Raw genomic sequence first — 18175 nt, forward strand, 5'->3', positions numbered from 1 at the left:
TTAAACATACAAAAAAATCAATATCCCCCTTGTGGCTTTATGCTTCATTTTCTGAGGAATATAAACCTAAGGACATAAAAAAGCCGCGCCACCCGAAACAGGCAACGCGGCTAAGTATAAAGGCAGATTTATACTTGTGTTATTGGTTTTGCGCATATGGGTTTACGCCCATGTTCTTATAAATAAAGGCATAAGTATCAGCATACTCCTGAATCACCAGCGAAGTAGGCTTACCGGCACCATGACCTGCACGCACATCTACACGGATTAGGTACGGACTACCCGGAGCACCTTTGTCCTGCAGCTCAGAGATGAACTTGAACGAATGTGCCGGCACTACGCGGTCGTCGTGGTCAGCGGTTTTAACAAGTGTAGCCGGATACTTCACACCTTCTTTGATGTTGTGCAGAGGCGAGAAAGCATACAGGTTCTTGAACTGCGCTTCATTATCTGATGAGCCATACTCTGGTACCCACGCCCAGCCAATAGTAAACTTGTGGAAGCGCAGCATGTCCATTACACCTACAGCAGGCAGGGCAACTTTAGCCAGCTCAGGGCGCTGCGTCATGAAGGCACCTACCAGCAAACCACCGTTAGAACCACCGGCCACGGCCAGTTTTTCAGAGGAAGTATACTTCTGGTCGATCAGGTACTCGGCTGCAGAGATAAAGTCGTCGAATACGTTTTGCTTGTTCGGTGTCATCCCGGCTTTGTGCCACTCCTCGCCATACTCGCCACCACCACGCAGGTTCGGCATGGCATACACGCCACCATTCTCCAGCCACAGCATGTTAGCAATACTGAAGCTCGGCGTCATGGACACATTAAAACCACCATAAGCATACAGGTAAGTTGGGTTTGTGCCGTCCAGCTTCAGGCCTTTCTTGTGCACAATGAACATCGGCACTTTCGTACCATCTTTGGAAGTATAAAATACCTGCTTCGTCTCAAAAGCGCCTGTGTCTATATTCACTTCTGTTTTGCGGAACTGTGTTACCTTGTTATTGGCTACATCATAGCGGTAAATGGTTGGCGGGTAAGTAAAGGACGTGAAGGTGAAGAACACTTCTTTATCGCTTTGCTTGCCGTTAAAGCCCCCCACTGTTCCAAGCGTTGGCAGCTCTACTGTATTCAGCTGCTTACCTTTCTGGTCGTACACCACAACCTGGCTGGTGGCGTCTTTCATGTAAGTCACGATGATGCGGCCTCCCACGGCAGACACGCCCTGTATCACGTTCTCCGACTCCGGAACTACAACCTTCCAGTTCTGCTCCTGCGGCTTTTTCGGGTCGATCATCACCAGGCAATAGCGCGGTGCGTTCTTGTTCGTCATCACCAGCAGCTGATCGCCGAAGTTATCCACCACGTTATACTCATTTTCGAAGTTATCTACAATTGATTTGATCGTTGACTTCGCATCCTTCAAGTCTTTATAGTATAACGCATTGGCACCGCTGGCTCCTTCCGACACATTCAGGATCAGGAAGCGCTCATCATCTGTAGTTTGGCCGTAGAAGTTGCGCAGTGCGTTCTGCTTATCCTCGTATACCAGCTGGTCCTGGCTCTGCGGCGTGCCGATTTGGTGGTAGTATACTTTGTGGTACTCGTTCTTATTAGCCAGCTTGTTACCCTCAGTAGGGGCATCGTAGCGGCTGTAGAAGAAGCCATTGCCACTCCAGCTCGGGCTAGAGAACTTTACCCAGTCTATCTGATCGTCCAGCTTTTTGCCGGTGGCCGTTTCCATTACATGGTAAGTGTTCCAATCGGAGCCACCGCTGGAGGTACCGTAGGCTAGATATTTGCCATCTTTGGAGAAGGAAAGGGACGTTAGAGCTACTGTACCGTCGTTACTCAGCTTGTTCGGGTCGAAAAACACTTTTGGCTCTGCCTCCAGGCTCTCCTGCACATACAGCACGCTCTGGTTCTGCAGGCCATCGTTCTTAAAGAAGTAATACTTACCACCCTCTTTAAATGGAGCGCCGTACTTTGGATAATTCCAGATTTCGGTCAAGCGCTTCTTGATGTTGTCGCGGAAGTCGATCGAGCTTAGGTAGCCCTGTGTTACCTCATTCTGCTGCGCGATCCACTCGTCCAGCTGCTCGTCGTGCGTCTCCTGCCAACGATATGGGTCAGCTACCTTAGTGCCGAAGTAATCGTCAACGTGATCTACTTTCTTGGTATCTGGATAATTAAGGTTTGTTTCTGTCTGCGCAGAGGCAGTAGTTGTTGTTTCTGTCGTCATGCCAGTGGCAGTTGTATCGTTTTGTGTTGATTTGCAAGCCGACACAGCCGTAAGGCTCCCGGCAAGCAGTAGTACAGTTGTCTTTTTCATAAGAGCTTTAACTGGGAAAATGTTTAGATGTCTGTGCTAACAGACCGCATACAAGATATAAAAAATAAGCTACACTACCGTTTCAGGCTTGACTGGTGCCTTTGCTTTATACTTTAAAGCCAGTTCTTTAAGGGGCGAAAAATTTCCTGCCTTACCACTTGTACAAGCAATGCTTTTAATGTTTACTTTTGCGCGCTTTTCACCTGACTTGCAGCCAAATCCGTAGATACGGGCAACAGCCAAACCATACCTATACTTATTTTTATGATTGAGGAGTTGGAAGAGAAAATGCTGCAAAAGTTTGAGCAAATTGCAGACAGACTCTCGGATAAAGGATACGCCATTGTTGACAATTTTCTGGAGCCACAGGAGGTGCGCAACCTGCTAAACGTGCTGACGCACCACCAGGAACAGGGCACGTTTAAGAAAGCTGGCATCGGTACCGCCGACCAGTTTACGGTAGACAGAGAAGTACGCGGCGACTACATTCGTTGGATCGAACCATCGGAGGCCTTACCGCCTACACAAGTATTTCTGGACCGCATGGACGAAGTAATGCGCTACATTAACCGCACCTGCTTTTTGGGCCTGAAGGATTACGAGTTCCACTTCACAATGTACCCTCCGGGTACTGTATACCAGCGCCACATCGATCAGTTTAAAGAAAACGATCACCGCCGCCTTTCCTTTATCTGTTATTTAAACGAGGACTGGCTGCCAGAGCATGGCGGAAACCTGCGTTTATACTTGCCGCAGGAGGATGGGTCTGAAGAAGAGGTAGATATACATCCGATTGCAGGTCGCTTGGCATGCTTCCGCGCAGATATGATTCCGCATGAGGTACTCGTGGCCTCCCGCCACCGCTATAGCCTCACCGGCTGGATGCTGGACCAACTGAATGAACTGACGTTTTTGTAGAAAAGATACAAGTATCAAGATGCAAGACACAGGACTTTTAAGTCACAAGCCTCTACTCAAACAGTAACTCTTGCTCTTATACCAGTAGCACAGCGAATACAGTTTGTGCTATTCTAGTTTAAGAGGGTCTTGTGTCTTGATACTTGGGTTTTATGTCTTGTAGGCTACTGTCCAAAGTTAATTTCAGTGCTGTCGCCAATGTTAAGGCTATGGCTGAAGCCTTTGAAGGAGGCGTCGCTACCGATGATGGAGTCTTGCATTACGGCAAAGCGAAGCTCGGAGAAGGACCCGATGATGGAGTTGCTAAGTATGGAGTTAGTGATGGTGGTATTGTCGCCGATGGCGACGTTAGGCCCGATAATGGAGTTAGTGATCGTACATCCCTCTCCAATGCTCACTGGAGGTATGATAATGCAGCCAGGGCACATTTGGCTGTAGTCGCGGCTACGGAAGCTTGGACGGCTAAGCAGCGTAGCGTTGGCTTGCAACAGTGTTTCTTTTCGGCCACAGTCAAACCAATGGTCTACACTCCAGGGCACCATCTTTTCTCCGCTCTTGATCATGTGCATCAAAGCATCAGTCAAATGATATTCGCCTTGCGTACGCAGGTCTTCTGATATGATGTGCTCCAGCGAAGTAATCAGTTTCTGCGGCTGCATAATTTTGTAGAGCCCCACCAGCGCAAAGTTAGACTTCGGGATCTTTGGTTTCTCCACAACCTTCACCACAAAATCGTCGCTACCCATTTCTGTTACTCCGAACAAAGACGGCTTTGCCACCTTTTTCACGCCCAACACCGAATAGGGTGCTTCTATGATATCATTCAGATCCACATCCACAATGGCATCTCCAAGCATAATCAGCACACTCTCTTCCTGCTCAAATGTGTGGCGGGCTACCCAAAGTGCATGTCCTAATCCTTCACGGGGCTCCTGCACTACAAATTCTGCTTGTACCTGCGGGTACTTTTGCCGCACGTAACGCTCCACTTTCTCACCTAGGTAGCCAATTATAAAAACAAAGTCGGTTATACCTGCCTCAAGCAATTTGTCGATGATGTGCCCAAGTATAGTATTATCAGCCACAGGCACCAGCGATTTTGGCTGCGTGTGCGTGTGTGGCCGAAGTTTAGAACCAACGCCTGCTACAGGTATAACTGCTTTCATACACTATACTTTTCCTGCAATATATTTATTTACAACTATAAATTAAAGGTTATCAAGCCCTAATGCGGCATTAAGTTTAGTCATAACCTGCCAACTGCCACCTTGTTCAGGCTGTCTTATAATATCTTCATCTGTTAATTTATACATGTATAAGGCGGGCGTCTAACATGAGTTTACTAAATTCGTACTGATATGGCCTTACGGGCACACAAAAGCGTATAGTTTTAATATATACTTAAAACCATGAAAAAACTGTTTTTTTACCTAATTGGATTTGTAATACTGGCTTCGCAGTCGTCGTGCGGCTACAACACCATGGTGCAGAAAGATGAAACTGTGGAATCGCAGTGGGCAAACGTACAGAACGCCTATCAACGCCGTGCTGACCTGGTGCCCAACCTGGTGAATACTGTAAAAGGAGCTGCCAACTTTGAGCGTGAAACACTTACAGATGTAATAGAGGCACGTGCCAAGGCCACCAGCGTAAACATCAGCCCTGATAACCTTACACCAGAGAACATACAGCAGTTTCAGCAGGCGCAGGGTGAACTGAGTGGTGCACTTAGCAGATTATTGGTATCTGTAGAGCGGTACCCTGAGCTAAAGGCTAACCAGAACTTCCTTGAACTGCAGGCACAGTTGGAAGGCACAGAAAACCGCATTGCAGTAGAGCGGCGCAAGTTTAACGAAGCTGTACAAGACTACAATTCCTATATCCGCTCCTTCCCGCGTAACTTCATAGCCGGCATGTTCGATTTTGAGCGGAAAGGCTACTTCGAGGCCGAAGCCGGTGCACAACAAGCTCCCACGGTTGAGTTTTAACTTATAATTGTTTGATGGCCTACTTGCTATGCTGTTGTTCCCAAAAGGGATCAGCAAGGTAGCAAACTAACAATTTAACGATTAAACCGATGCCTAGAGACACTATTACACCGGCTGACGAGCAGAAGATAATGGCAGCCATACAGGAGGCAGAGCAGAAGACCTCAGGTGAGATACGGGTACATGTAGAGAGTAACTGCGAAGGCGATGTACTTGACCGCGCTACCGAGGTGTTTGCTGAGCTGCACATGCACCAGACAGAGCTACGCAATGGTGTATTGTTCTACGTAGCTCTGGAAGACCACCAGTTTGCTGTGCTGGGCGATGCAGGAATCAACTCTACTGTGCCCGATCATTTCTGGGAAGACATCACAGCAGAAGTTATCAAGCATTTTAAACAGAAGAAGTATGCCGAGGGCTTAGCCCGTGGTATACGCATGGCCGGCGAACAACTACAGGCCCATTTCCCTTACGATCGCCACGGCGACACTAACGAACTGAGCGACGATGTTTCGTTCGGAGACTAAGTATACTTATGAAGCACGTATTTCTTTTTCTGCACCTCTGTTTTCTTAGCCTTTCCGCTTTAGCACAGAGCAACGACTTTCCGCCTAAGCCTAACCGCCTTGTAAACGACTATGCGGATATGCTTACTCCGCAGGAAGAACAAGCCCTGGAGCAAAAGCTGCGAAACTACGCCGACACCACCTCTACCCAAATTGCGGTGGCATTGCTTTCTTCCATAGGAGGCTATGACCCAAACCAATATGCCGCAGAGCTTGGTGAACGTTGGGGCGTGGGTTCTGGTGAGTTTGACAATGGACTTGTAATTCTAGTGGCGAAGGAGGAGCGCACAGTTACCATACAAACCGGCTATGGATTAGAAGAGTATATCCCTGATGCCATTGCCAAGCGTATCACAGAGCGAACACTGAAGCCTGCCTTTTCGCAAGGGCAGTTTTACCAGGGCCTCGACCAAGCTACCACGTTGGTGATAGAGCTCGCCAGCGGTGCATACCAAGCTGATCCTTCCCAGATCGGCAGGGACGGAGGTTCTGGACCTTCGCTATTCTTTATCATCATAATTGTGCTCCTGGTGGTTTTTATACTTTCCAGGATGGGAGGCGGAGGAAGAGGCGGCCGCGGTGGCAGACGCTACGCTCGCACGTTTGGCGGCCCTATTATCGTGCCTGGTGGCTTTGGCACCTTCCGCTCAGGCGGCGGCATATTTGGTGGTGGAGGCGGCTTCGGCGGAGGTGGTGGAGGCTTTGGTGGCTTCGGCGGGGGTTCCTTCGGAGGCGGCGGAGCTAGCAGCAGTTGGTAGAAACTAATCTAAAAGCATAAAGCGGCCAGCGGTGAACTTCAGGTTGACCGCTGGCTTTTTTGTATAGGGGTTTAAACACTCCTTACCAAGGAGAGAAGTTATCCGGCAGACGCTTATACCCCTGTGACCTACAATCGTAAGTTTCACTCGTCCTCAAGGAAACAGCTACAGCAGGCAATGGCTATAAAACTGATTCCAGTCCTTGGGTGGAGCGCCTCGAGAGGTTCCGGTGGCGAGCGATAGCGAGGCATTGCGACGCAGGAGCAAGGGAAGCAAAAGCAGCGCGATGCCCGAGGACGAGCCCTCGCGAGCTTGAGTGCACCAAAGCCAGAGGTGAAACAACAAAGTTTGTAAAGCTACGGAACAGCAATAGTTAGAAAAGAAACCCAAATACCGTTTGCAAAGAACAGCGGCTACAACTGCAAATAACACCTACACCACAAAATAAATACCCCAGCAAAAGACAAAAGCATCCTAAATTCCCCAAACCGGCACCCTTCTGTAATCATTTCTGTTGTAAAGGCGTTATAAGGACCTAAGCCATTAGCAGGCACTGCACAAAAACTGTATTTTAGTACATGAAGATTTTTGGGGACAGCATCAAAACCAAGGTAATAGTAGGCTTTACACTAGCACTTAGCATTGTGGCGGCGGCTATCTACCTTACTTATACCAGCTTTACAAAACTTCTAGACTCTGTAGAGGTGCTTTCTCAGCCCAACCAGAAACTAGTAGAGTTGCAGCAAACGCTGTCTACCATTGCCTCAGCCGAAAGTGCCATCCGTGCCTATACACTTACCACTAACGAAAAGCATTTTAAGGCGTACCGAAGCCACCTCGACACGATCCAGAGCCAAATAGATTCTCTGGAGCATCGTATGCAGGGGAGCCCTAGGGAATTGGCACAAGTAGACTCTGTAGCAGCTCTGTTACAGCAAAAACAGAAGAGCCTAGACCTTTATGTAGCGCTTAAAAAGCAGCAGAAAGAGCATACTTACTCCAGTAAGGCTATGCGCCAGATTGCTTCTACTGCCGAGCATAAGCCACTCTCTACAACCATTCGCCAACGCACTACCACTACTATCTCCGATCGCCTCAACATGAACGGCATCAACGAGGAAGGTATTCAGCCAGTTGAGCCACAGCCAGCGGAGGAGAAAGAAGATAAACGTGGCTTCTTGGGTAAGATCTTCTCTAAGAAAGAGAAGCCGCAGAAGGAGCTTCCGCCGCCACCAAAAGTTATAGTGCCGCAGCTCCATGTAGAACAGGAAGTGGAAATAGATACGAGTACCGCCGCTGTTCCGGTAGCTCCACTTAACCAGGTGCGCCGCATCCTGCACAATGTACAGCGTGAGGCTGATGCCCATGCGCAACAACTGCAGGCAAAGGAATTGGCCTTACTGCAGCAGGATAAGCAGATAATGGATCAGGTACGTGCCATGATACATGAGCTCGAGCGCCATGAAAAGGAGAAGGCCATCATCAGCTCTACAAAGGCTCGTGAGGTGGCACAGGAAACATCCACCATCATGCTTGCTATAGGTATATTAGGATTAGGCAGCGGTATTGCTTTCATCCTTGTTATCCTTCGCGACCTGACACGCAGCAATAACTACAAATCAAGGCTAATACAAGCGCAGAAAGAAGCTGTGAAGCTGGCCCGTGCCAAAGAGGCTTTTGTGGCTAACATGAGCCATGAGATGCGAACACCACTAAACGTAGTGTTGGGCTTTACACAGCAGCTACGCCACACACCATTGCAACCTCAGCAGGCTGAGCATCTGCAAGCAATAGACGGTGCCGGCCAACACCTGCTGCATATTGTTAACGACGTGCTGGACCTTTCTAAAATGGAAGCTGGCAAGCTGCAAATCAACCGCACAGCATTTAGCCTGCGCCAATTGCTGAAGCAAGTAGAACAAGCATTCGCTCTTAAGGCTTTCAGCAAGAGCGTCCATTTCATTTGCCGCACAGAAACAACCATTCCTGATAACCTAACTGCTGATGCACTACGCCTGAAGCAGGTGCTTTTCAACTTAGTAGATAACGCTATCAAGTTTACGCACCAGGGGCAGGTATTAGTGGATGTAAAGCTGCGCAGCCAGCGACGTAACCGCGTAGTAGTAAGTTTATCCGTAACAGATACAGGCATTGGCATACCTCAGGAGCAGCTACAACATGTGTTCGGGGAGTTTAACCAAGCCGACGACTCTATACTCCGTAAGTATGGCGGCACCGGCCTAGGCCTACCTATCAGCAAAAAATTGGTAGAAATGCAGGGTGGTACACTCTCGGTAAGTAGCGTGCATAATGAGGGCACAACCTTTACTATTGTACTTCCGATGCAGATCTCGCAGGAAGAAGTTCCCGCACCTCCTGCCGAGACAGTACCGGTACCTTGTGCTTTCAAGGGCTTTAAAGCACTTGTAGTGGATGACGATGCATATAGCCGTACGCTCTGTAACTTGATCCTAACCCGCTGGGGTATGCAGGTATATTTGGCAAATGATGGGCAGGAAGCACTGGAGCTAGTACACCAGCACTCGTTTGATATTGTACTAACGGATATTCAGTTGCCGGGCATGAGCGGGAAAACGGTTGCCCGTAATATTCGCAAGATTGATAAACAGGTGCCGATTATCGCACTTACAGCCAATATCATGAGCAACGATCCTGGCTTCTTTAAGAACTCTGCTATTACAGGGCATATCCTAAAGCCATTTACAGAGCAGGAATTACACCAAAAGTTAGCAGCGGCACTTCCGGCAGAACCTGTTATTTCGGACATAGCAACCACTGAGCCTGCTGAACAGAATACAAGTAATTTGGCGCCAGTTGCTTCTGAGAGCACTACTGCCCTGTATGACCTAAGCGAGATGCGTTTATTTACAGGAGACGATCATCAGGCTTTAGCCGATGTAGTTGAGGTGTTGGTGCAGGACCAGGAGCAGAACCTGCAGCACTTACAGCAGGCAGCAGATGAACAGGATTGGGAAAAGGCAGGCAATATGGCGCACAAAATGCTTACGCCCTTTAAGCACCTAAAGGCTCATACTATCACGCCTCACCTACTGCAACTCGAGCAGGTGCTACATACAAACCACCAAGATGAGGTCGTACTGCAGCAAAGCGTAACAGAGGCATACCCACAGGTACAAAAGGTGCTACAGGCACTGCAAAAGGAATTAGAAAGTATAAGGGCTATGGCTGAGCAACCAGTTGAGTAGCGCAGCCTTGTCACTATATTTTATATTTCTATGTTATAAAGTTTTAGCTTGTTGTAGAGTGTTTTGCGGTCTATGTTTAACAGGCGCGCTGCTTTGGATTTATTGTATTTCACGCGCTCCAGCATCGTCAGGATCATCTCACGCTCTGTGCGTTCGTTTATACTTTTAAGGTCTGTCTCCATTGGGTCCGCAGCGCTGGTGTAAGACACAGAAGCCTGTTGAGAGGAAGCAGGAGTATAATGTGTAATTTCAGATGGCAGCTCCTGTAGCGTAACGAACTCTGACTTGGCTAACAGCACAGCACGTTTAACCACATTCTTCAGTTCGCGCAGGTTACCAGGCCAGTTGTACTTGAGCAGCGCTTCTTCCGCTGTCACATCAAAGCCTTCTACATTTTTCTCCAACTCACGGTTTGCCTGCTGCAGAAAATGATCTGCAAACAGCACAACATCTCCGTCCCGGTCGCGAAGGGCAGGTATATTGATTTTGAATTCGTTCAGGCGATGGTATAGGTCTTCGCGGAACTGCCCGTTAGACACGGCCTGCACCAAGTCCTCGTTGGTAGCAGCCAATACACGCACATCCACATCCTGGTCAGTGGTACTGCCTAGTTTGCGCACCTTTCGCTCCTGAAGCGCTCGCAGCAGCTTAACCTGTACTTCATACGGCAGGTTTCCTATCTCATCCAGGAACAAGGTACCGCCTTCAGCTGCCTCAAACTGTCCTTCTTTATCTTTCAGTGCACCGGTAAAGGCACCTTTCACATACCCAAACAGCTCACTTCCAGCCAACTCCTTAGATAAGGCTCCACAGTCGATGGCCACAAAAGGCTTTTCTGCGCGTTTACTTTGCTGGTGTATCATACGGGCAACATACTCCTTACCCGTACCACTTTCACCTTCTATAATTACAGATAAATTAGTAGGAGCAACCAAGCTGATGAATTCTTCTATCTGTTCTGCCTGCTTGCTCTGGCCCCGCACAAACTGTAGGCTACCTGCAGGTGCAGCTGATGTTACCTCTTTATCAGCATCTGCTTTCTTGCTTAGCGCATTCTGTATCACCAGCAGTGTCTCATCAGGGTTGATAGGCTTGGTGATATACTCAAAGGCTCCCATTTTGATGGCTTTTACCGCTGTCCGGATATCGGCATAGGTAGTCATCAAGATAACAGGCACCTCCTGTGTTAGCACACGGATCTGCGTTAGCAGTTCTAAGCCATCTTTATCAGGCAAGCGAAAGTCTGTCAGGATTAAGTCGAAAGATGATGCCTTTAGGTGCCGCAGTCCATCGTTTGCAGTATAGGCTGTTGCCACCTCATACTGTTGGCGCTGTAAAAAGCTCCTCAGCATCAAGCAAAAAGCTGGATCGTCATCTATCAGAAGTATCTTTGGCATAGCGGAATCTTAGGTGTTGCCCTGCCAGGTGATTGCAGGAAGCTACTAAGTAACGATTTTAACCCGTCTATTGTTCTATCGGGCTTCGCTTGTGCCAATATAACTTCTTTTTTCGTTGGCATAAAACAGAACAGCCCCTGTTTTGCAACAGGGGCTGTTCTGTAGTTTATATATTTATCTTTGTTCGTGCTGTACTAGCTTTCTATTTTCTTGCCAGTCTCATCAAATCGCACAACTGTTGCCTGCTCCTCGCTATCTAGGAACTGTACTTCATAAGTAACAGGGGCACCATCCTTGGCAGACTGCACCTTGTGCACTTCACCTACAGTTAAGTCTTTGTATTCATCACCCGTTACAGCCTGTTGTACGGCAGCTGGCAGTTCTTCAGGAGTAATTTTCTGCTTACCTTGAGTTTGCCCCTGCTGCGTAGTTTGCTGAGTTGTTTGAGTAGCTGTTTCCTGGGCTTGAGCTGTAAAACCAGCCAATGCAAAAGCTACGGCTAAAACACTTATCTTTTTCATAATTTACTGTTTTATAGTATTTAAGTTCTGTGTTTATAGTTAGCTAAGGCTATTTTTCACCCTCTGCGCCTGTTGCAGCTTTGGCAACTGGCTTACCAGTTTCATCGAAACGGGCGATGGCTTTCTTCTGCTCAGCATTAGTGAAATACACTTCGTAGGTTGCCTTGGCATCGGCACCGGCTGCAGCATCTGGAGCTACTTTGTATATTTCACTAACCTGCCAGTCTTTAAGAGCATCATTTTGTAGAGCTTGCTTCACACCTTCAGGCAGCTCCTCCTCTGTGATCTGCTGCTTGTTTGCGTCCTGCTGCTCCTGCTCTGTTTGTGGCTGCTGGGTAGAAGGGCTATTTTGTGATTGTGCTGTTGCTTCAGTTGAGATGAATCCGAATGCCGCAAAGGCAAACGCTAGTATGGTTACTTTTTTCATGGTCTAGTTCAGTTTAGAAAATGTTTTGTTCTGCCAATCCCATATGAGATAACTGTGCCAAAAAGCCACAAAACACATAAACCATTGACTATCAACAACAACTCCGTAAAAATATTCTCTTTCACACACTTGCTTTTTTGTTGACATTTTCTACAGTATGAGGAAAAGCACCTGCAGCCTGTATCATAACAGGGGCAGCACATGTCAACTAAGTCTGCTACTTACAGTTAAAGTATAAATCAGGCATGGCAGCTACTGTTTTGCCTCCTGTTAACCCGAAATTGACTAAATTAGCCACATGAGCGAATCACGTAAGAAACTGTTTCTGTTAGATGCCCTGGCATTAATATACCGCGCGCACTTTGCCTTCAGTAAGAACCCGCGTATTAACTCCAAAGGCATGAACACTGGCGCTGCCCTTGGCTTTACCAACACATTAGTAGAGGTACTGCAGAAGGAACAGCCTACTCATATAGGCGTAGCCTTCGACTCGGCAGCCAAAACTTTCCGCCACGATAACTTCGCCGATTACAAGGCAAACCGTCAGGCGCAACCAGAAGACATCTCCATAGCCATACCTTACTGCAAGAAGATTGTAGAAGCTTTCAACATACCTGTTCTGATTATGGATGGCTACGAGGCCGACGACATTATCGGGACACTGGCACAGAAAGCCGAGAAAGCAGGCTTTGACGTGTACATGATGACACCCGACAAAGACTACTGCCAGCTAGTTACAGACCATATTTTCCTTTACAAGCCTGCCTTTATGGGCAATGCCATCGAAGTATTGGATGTACAAAAGGTGCTGGATAAATGGGAGATTGAGCGCGTGGAGCAGGTAATAGACATCCTGGGCCTGCAAGGTGATGCCGTGGACAATATTCCGGGTATACCAGGCATAGGCGAGAAAACAGCCAAGTCGCTAATTCAGCGCTTTGGCTCTGTAGAGAACCTGCTTGCTAACACCGACCAGCTGAAAGGCAAGCAGAAAGAGAACGTGGAGAAGTTTGCAGACCAGGGGATGATGTCTAAAGAACTGGCCACCATACACTGCGATGTACCAATTGAGTTCAGTGAAGAAGGCTTGCATTACGATGGGCCGAATGAAGAGCAGGTAACGGAGCTTTTTGCTGAGTTGGAGTTTCGCCAACTGACACAGCGTGTGCTGGGTAAAAGCTTAGGCGAAGCTGCCGTTGCCGCACCTGCCGCCAAAGGTGGCAGAAAAGGCAAAGCCGCTTCTGTTAACCAAACCTCGTTGTTTGATGCGCCTGCAGCGGCTGCAGAGGCAGCCGTAGCCGAAGAGGCAGCTCCGGCAATCATGCAAAGTATAAACACGACGCTACACGACTACCACCTCATTAATACGCCGGAGCTGCGCCAAAACCTGGTCCAGTACCTGCTAAAACAGGACGAGATTTCGTGGGACACTGAGACCACTAGTATAGACGCTATTACAGCGAGATTGGTAGGTATGTCGTTCTGCTACCGCCCTGGTGAGGCATATTATGTACCTGTGCCACACAATAACCTGGAGGAGGCACAAAGTATACTTGAGGAGTTCCGGCCAGTGCTGGAAAACCCAAACATTGCTAAGGTTGGCCAGAATATCAAGTATGATGTTCTGGTGCTGAAGAAGTATAAAGTAGAGGTGCAGGGGCCGATTTTCGATACCATGCTGGCACATTACCTGCTGGAGCCTGAAATGCGCCACAACATGGATGTACTGGCCGAAACTTACCTCAACTATAGCCCAGTTCCTATCACCGACTTGATCGGTGCGAAAGGCAAGAACCAGAAAACCATGGCCGACCTGGAGCCGGAAGAGGTAAAGGATTATGCCTGTGAGGATGCTGACATCACGCTGCGCCTGAAGCATCACTTTGAGCCACTACTACAGGAGCAAGGCCTTATGAGGCTGTTCAGCGATATAGAGAACCCGCTAGTGCAGGTGCTGGCTGATGTAGAGCATGAGGGTGTTCGCATAGATGCTGATGCCTTGGCCGATTACTCTACACAGCTGGAGAGCGAAATTATCAACATTGAAAAACGCATTTTCGAAATTGCCGGAGAGCAGTTTAACATCGGCTCACCTAAGCAGCTCGGCGAGATTCTTTTCGATAAGTTAGAGTTACATGGCAAGTCTAAGATCAAAAAGACCAAGACAGGCCAGTATGCTACCGGAGAGGAGATTCTTATCAAGATGGCTCCTGAGCATGAGGTTGTGCGCCTGATTTTGGACCATCGCCAGCTCACAAAGCTGAAATCGACCTATGTGGATGCGCTGCCGCAGCTGGTGTGCGACCTGGACGGGCGTATTCATACTTCCTTTAACCAAGCAGTTACTGCCACAGGCCGCCTCAGTTCCACAAATCCGAACCTTCAGAACATTCCTATCCGCACCGACCGTGGGCGTGAGATACGCAAAGCTTTTGTTGCCCGGGATAACAAGCATCAGATCATCTCTGCTGACTACTCACAGATCGAGCTGCGCATTATGGCTGATTTTAGCGGCGACCCAACTATGAAAGAGGCTTTCAGAAACGGTATTGATGTGCACTCCTCCACCGCCAGCAAAGTGTTTCATGTGCCGTTGGAGCAGGTAGACGGCGAGATGCGCCGCAAAGCCAAAATGGTGAACTTCGGCATCATTTATGGCATTTCGGCCTTCGGTTTGGCTGAGCGTCTGGGTATACCTCGCCGCGAAGCTGCCGATATCATTGAAGCCTACTTCCAGGAGTTCCCGGCTATAAAGGAATACATGGATAGCACCATCGAAAAAGCTCGTGAACTGGAGTATGCCGAAACGCTGCTAGGCCGCCGCCGTTACCTTCGCGATATAAACTCGCGCAACCAAACAGTACGCGCCTTTGCCGAGCGTAACGCTATCAACGCGCCTATACAGGGTACAGCTGCCGACATTATCAAGATCGCTATGATTAACATACATGATTACCTGCACCAGGAGAAGCTGCAAACGCGCATGATTCTGCAGGTGCATGACGAACTCCTGTTTGATGCACCGAAGGAAGAGGTAGAAATCGTGACGCCGAAAATTGTAGAGCTAATGACAAATGCCCTACCACTCAGTGTACCAATGGAAGTTGGCCTGGGTGTAGGTGATAACTGGCTGGAAGCGCATTAACATCTTATTTATACCTCGTGGCGCACGAAGCTTCTGTGAAGGAACTGCAGACCACCAACAAAAAAAGCACCTCTTGCGGATGTGCTTTTTTTGTTGGTGGTCTGCAGTTTACTGACCCCCTGGGAATAGTACTGTATTATATTGAGTAATATCTGCCTTCGGCACGTTAGCATTATATTTGGCGTTAATAACATCGATTACCTCATTTGCCACAACTGCATAACCTCTAGGGGTTGGATGGATACCATCCAACGAAAACAGGTTACCACTAATAAAGGCAGGAGAATAGGCCACATTATTAGCGGCAAAGCCTGCTTTTATAGATTTAAAATAAGCGTTAGCATCAAACAGAGCCAGATCACGGGCAGTAGCCTGCGCCTTGATAATTTGATTATAACCGTCTGTGGCAGCTTTTATTTTAGCCTGCTCTGTTGGGTCTAGCACTAAAGCACTTGGCAGCGGATTACCGGCTGACAAGCCAAACAGAGCAGTAGTATCAATAGCATAATTAGCCAAAACACCTGCTAATGTAAGTCTTACCACAAGTGGGTCTTGGCTTGGGCTTAGCTGTTTTGCTAAGTCTCTCCAGTACTTACCTGTTGGTTGGCCAACCAAAGTGGCATAAGAGGAAGCTGTAAGCGGGAAGTAAATGCCATTTTCTGCAGCACCAATTTGAGCAGCCGTAAACGGAATGCGGTCTCTGCCTGATCCTGTAAGTGCTACCATGCCCGGAATGCTGTTTGCTTCCAGTAGCTGCTTAACAGAAGCGCCAAGTGTTGTGAAGAAAGGGACAGAGGTAACATCTGGCACAGTCATCAGCACGCCTTTCTGACTATCCGCTGTTAACACATTTAGTAACTCAGTAAATTTAGCATCGAAGTCAGCAACTGGAGTAATTTTATACCTGTTATCGCTTTCGAAAGCACCACCAGAAGTAGCGTAACCAAGTACATCGTTCTCGGCTATCCATACACTGAAGAACGTATGGTTAGCTGCCTGCGCTTGCTCCTGCACATACTGGAGGTAAGTTTGGCTAGGGTTATTAGTTAGACGCTCAAAGTAGGGGTTGCCTTGCGTACTACCATAACCTACTGTTTTGATATCAGCCGCCTTGATACCTGGGATTGCCAGGTTGTTGATGTTCTCAGTGTATTTAGTGTAAAGAGTGTCACCTTTCTCATTCTGCCCACGCACCGCCAAACCTGTTTTAACTCTTTGTGTTATTGGCTGCCCCTGCGGTGTGAAACCGGCTAGTCTTAAGTAGCCAGAGCCGTTAGCCTGCTCCTCAGAGAAGAGCGGCTGTTCAAATTCTCCCCCACCAGCTTTCTCGAACTGGCGAGCCAGAATGGCTGGGAGAGATGCCTCTTGCCCCGGACGTGTTAAACCATTATCGGCATATCCTGCACTAAGAGAGTTACCAACAGCAACATAAGAACTAAAGTCTGCTGTGCCTGAGCTTGATGATGGCGTATCGATCTCAGGGTCGCAGCTAGTAAGTAGCGCACTGGCAAAAAAGGCCAGCACACCAGTTTTATAGATTAAATTCTTCATATTCGTCTAGAACTAGAAATTATAAGTTAAAGCAAGACCAGGTATGTATGCTACCGCCTTATAAGTACCGCCTATACCTCCTGATTTGTCAGAAGCATCGGTACGCTCTTTTTTGTTGATGTATAGAAAGGACGCATCCAATTTGATGTTATCAGAAACTCTATAGCCTAAACCTACAGACAAACCACGTGCGTCTGAGTCTGGTGTCTCTGGCGTCAGGTACCCGTCCTGCACAGGGGAACTGTCATAATAGGCACCGGCACGCAGAGCTAGAGCGTCTGTGGCTTTATACTCTGCACCGATACGGTAGATGTAGGCATCTTCATAGTTGCGAGCATTCTCCGTGAAGTTGCTGCCGTTCACTGCATCCTGATAATCAAAGCGCAGGCTCTTGTAAGCACTCCACTCCACGCGGTTAACATCTACAGCAATGGTCAAGGCCTCTGTCGGCATAAAACCAATACCAAGCGACAGGGTGGCAGGCAGTGGTAGCGAAGCCGAAAATTTTGTATCCGGGAAGCGTGATTTAAGCGACGCAGCCACGGTAAAGCTGGCATCACCTTCTTCCACATCCACGTCTACCTGCGAGCGATAGTTAATGCCCAAAGATAGCTTATTGGATGGCTTAAGGTAGATACCCACATTGTATCCAACACTTGTTCCGTCGCCATCAAGCTCAGCACGGCCATAATTGCCCGCCTCATCTTGAATTGGAATACCACGTTGCAGATTCACTTTTCCTTTAACATAGGTAAGGCCGGCGCCAATACCAATCTTGTCTGTGATAGCGTAGCTCAAGGTAGGCTGGAAGTAGATAGCAGAAAGCGACAGCTCTTCTAAGCCAAAACGGCCGCTCCACTCAGTGCCCCACTTGGCAGTACTGCCAAAAGGGGTATACACGCCTAGTCCAGCTGCCAGCTTATCGTTAATCTTGTACACAGCGTAAACTTGGAACGGCGTACCCACAGGGTTATCGGTTCGAGCGGTAACCTCATTACTCTCAGGAGCTGAATAAGCAATTTTAGAAATAAGTCCACTTGCCCCAATCGTCACACCATTTTCCTGAAGGTAGCTCATTGCACCCGGGTTAAAGAAGATGCTGGAAGTACCCGTTTGGATACCAGTACCGGTATGGCCCATACCTATCTGCCTCTGGCTGGCCAGGTTTACCTGGTATCCTCCGGCCATGGCCGACGCCGAGAGAAGGGTGCTCCCGAGTAAGGCTAAAATTCTGCTTTTCATAAGGTCTAATTAGTTAATTAGGATAATAATTGCTTAAACAAATATATGCTTAATACAGCGGCCGGCAATAATTTTTCAAATAATTTTCAAAACGAGTCGAAAA

At 48.1% G+C, this 18175-nt stretch carries 13 protein-coding genes; 6 read left to right on the plus strand and 7 right to left on the minus strand.

Annotated elements, in window-relative coordinates; translation table 11 throughout:
• Positions 1 to 139 precede the first annotated feature (139 nt).
• Positions 140 to 2332 carry a prolyl oligopeptidase family serine peptidase gene (locus tag PKOR_RS05600; protein ID WP_046309614.1) on the minus strand — a complete coding sequence of 731 codons (2193 nt, stop codon included), beginning with the start codon at positions 2330 to 2332 and terminating at the stop codon, positions 140 to 142.
• A gap of 264 nt (positions 2333 to 2596) precedes the next feature.
• Here PKOR_RS05600 and PKOR_RS05605 point away from each other — a divergent pair, with 264 nt between their 5' ends.
• On the plus strand, positions 2597 to 3250 hold the full coding sequence (locus PKOR_RS05605) for a 2OG-Fe(II) oxygenase (protein ID WP_046309616.1): 654 nt from the start codon (positions 2597 to 2599) through the stop codon (positions 3248 to 3250).
• 164 nt (positions 3251 to 3414) lie between these two features.
• On the opposite strand, the gene PKOR_RS05610 is transcribed toward PKOR_RS05605, so the two are convergent.
• Positions 3415 to 4416: a sugar phosphate nucleotidyltransferase gene (locus PKOR_RS05610; RefSeq protein WP_046309618.1), complete on the minus strand. Its 1002-nt coding sequence runs from the start codon at positions 4414 to 4416 to the stop codon at positions 3415 to 3417.
• Between the two features lie 243 nt (positions 4417 to 4659).
• Here PKOR_RS05610 and PKOR_RS05615 point away from each other — a divergent pair, with 243 nt between their 5' ends.
• From PKOR_RS05615 to PKOR_RS05630, 4 genes are all read left to right on the plus strand, one after another.
• Positions 4660 to 5238 (plus strand): LemA family protein, encoded by a 579-nt coding sequence (locus tag PKOR_RS05615; RefSeq protein WP_046309619.1) that lies wholly within the window; start codon positions 4660 to 4662, stop codon positions 5236 to 5238.
• 89 nt (positions 5239 to 5327) lie between these two features.
• Positions 5328 to 5765, plus strand: coding sequence for a TPM domain-containing protein (locus tag PKOR_RS05620; RefSeq protein WP_046309620.1), 438 nt, complete (start codon positions 5328 to 5330; stop codon positions 5763 to 5765).
• Between the two features lie 8 nt (positions 5766 to 5773).
• Complete coding sequence (locus PKOR_RS05625; protein ID WP_046309621.1) at positions 5774 to 6562, plus strand: TPM domain-containing protein; 789 nt, start codon at positions 5774 to 5776, stop codon at positions 6560 to 6562.
• 578 nt (positions 6563 to 7140) lie between these two features.
• Positions 7141 to 9789 (plus strand): ATP-binding protein, encoded by a 2649-nt coding sequence (locus tag PKOR_RS05630; RefSeq protein ID WP_052738732.1) that lies wholly within the window; start codon positions 7141 to 7143, stop codon positions 9787 to 9789.
• A 20-nt stretch (positions 9790 to 9809) separates the two neighbouring features.
• On the opposite strand, the gene PKOR_RS05635 is transcribed toward PKOR_RS05630, so the two are convergent.
• The 3 genes from PKOR_RS05635 to PKOR_RS05645 form a co-directional block, all read right to left on the minus strand.
• Positions 9810 to 11186 carry a sigma-54-dependent transcriptional regulator gene (locus tag PKOR_RS05635; RefSeq protein WP_046309623.1) on the minus strand — a complete coding sequence of 459 codons (1377 nt, stop codon included), beginning with the start codon at positions 11184 to 11186 and terminating at the stop codon, positions 9810 to 9812.
• 194 nt (positions 11187 to 11380) lie between these two features.
• On the minus strand, positions 11381 to 11707 hold the full coding sequence (locus PKOR_RS05640; RefSeq protein WP_046309626.1) for a hypothetical protein: 327 nt from the start codon (positions 11705 to 11707) through the stop codon (positions 11381 to 11383).
• A 49-nt stretch (positions 11708 to 11756) separates the two neighbouring features.
• Positions 11757 to 12134 (minus strand): hypothetical protein, encoded by a 378-nt coding sequence (locus PKOR_RS05645; RefSeq protein WP_046309627.1) that lies wholly within the window; start codon positions 12132 to 12134, stop codon positions 11757 to 11759.
• A gap of 298 nt (positions 12135 to 12432) precedes the next feature.
• On the opposite strand from PKOR_RS05645, the gene polA reads away from it, so the two are divergent.
• On the plus strand, positions 12433 to 15279 hold the full coding sequence (polA, locus tag PKOR_RS05650) for a DNA polymerase I (protein WP_046309628.1): 2847 nt from the start codon (positions 12433 to 12435) through the stop codon (positions 15277 to 15279).
• A 108-nt stretch (positions 15280 to 15387) separates the two neighbouring features.
• Here the strand turns inward: polA and PKOR_RS05655 are convergent, their stop codons facing one another.
• Together PKOR_RS05655 and PKOR_RS05660 are read right to left on the minus strand one after the other, a co-directional pair.
• Positions 15388 to 16830 (minus strand): SGNH/GDSL hydrolase family protein, encoded by a 1443-nt coding sequence (locus tag PKOR_RS05655; RefSeq protein ID WP_046309630.1) that lies wholly within the window; start codon positions 16828 to 16830, stop codon positions 15388 to 15390.
• 12 nt (positions 16831 to 16842) lie between these two features.
• Positions 16843 to 18072, minus strand: coding sequence for an OmpP1/FadL family transporter (locus PKOR_RS05660; protein WP_052738733.1), 1230 nt, complete (start codon positions 18070 to 18072; stop codon positions 16843 to 16845).
• Positions 18073 to 18175: the final 103 nt, after the last annotated feature.

The sequence above is a fragment of the Pontibacter korlensis genome (assembly GCF_000973725.1).
GTDB lineage: Bacteria > Bacteroidota > Bacteroidia > Cytophagales > Hymenobacteraceae > Pontibacter > Pontibacter korlensis.

Coding starts and splice junctions, on each gene's coding strand:
- PKOR_RS05600 (WP_046309614.1), bottom strand. CDS start 2,332: ATGAAAAAGACAACTGTACTACTGCTTGCCGGGAGCCTTACGGCTGTG.
- PKOR_RS05605 (WP_046309616.1), top strand. CDS start 2,597: ATGATTGAGGAGTTGGAAGAGAAAATGCTGCAAAAGTTTGAGCAAATT.
- PKOR_RS05610 (WP_046309618.1), bottom strand. CDS start 4,416: ATGAAAGCAGTTATACCTGTAGCAGGCGTTGGTTCTAAACTTCGGCCA.
- PKOR_RS05615 (WP_046309619.1), top strand. CDS start 4,660: ATGAAAAAACTGTTTTTTTACCTAATTGGATTTGTAATACTGGCTTCG.
- PKOR_RS05620 (WP_046309620.1), top strand. CDS start 5,328: ATGCCTAGAGACACTATTACACCGGCTGACGAGCAGAAGATAATGGCA.
- PKOR_RS05625 (WP_046309621.1), top strand. CDS start 5,774: ATGAAGCACGTATTTCTTTTTCTGCACCTCTGTTTTCTTAGCCTTTCC.
- PKOR_RS05630 (WP_052738732.1), top strand. CDS start 7,141: ATGAAGATTTTTGGGGACAGCATCAAAACCAAGGTAATAGTAGGCTTT.
- PKOR_RS05635 (WP_046309623.1), bottom strand. CDS start 11,186: ATGCCAAAGATACTTCTGATAGATGACGATCCAGCTTTTTGCTTGATG.
- PKOR_RS05640 (WP_046309626.1), bottom strand. CDS start 11,707: ATGAAAAAGATAAGTGTTTTAGCCGTAGCTTTTGCATTGGCTGGTTTT.
- PKOR_RS05645 (WP_046309627.1), bottom strand. CDS start 12,134: ATGAAAAAAGTAACCATACTAGCGTTTGCCTTTGCGGCATTCGGATTC.
- polA (WP_046309628.1), top strand. CDS start 12,433: ATGAGCGAATCACGTAAGAAACTGTTTCTGTTAGATGCCCTGGCATTA.
- PKOR_RS05655 (WP_046309630.1), bottom strand. CDS start 16,830: ATGAAGAATTTAATCTATAAAACTGGTGTGCTGGCCTTTTTTGCCAGT.
- PKOR_RS05660 (WP_052738733.1), bottom strand. CDS start 18,072: ATGAAAAGCAGAATTTTAGCCTTACTCGGGAGCACCCTTCTCTCGGCG.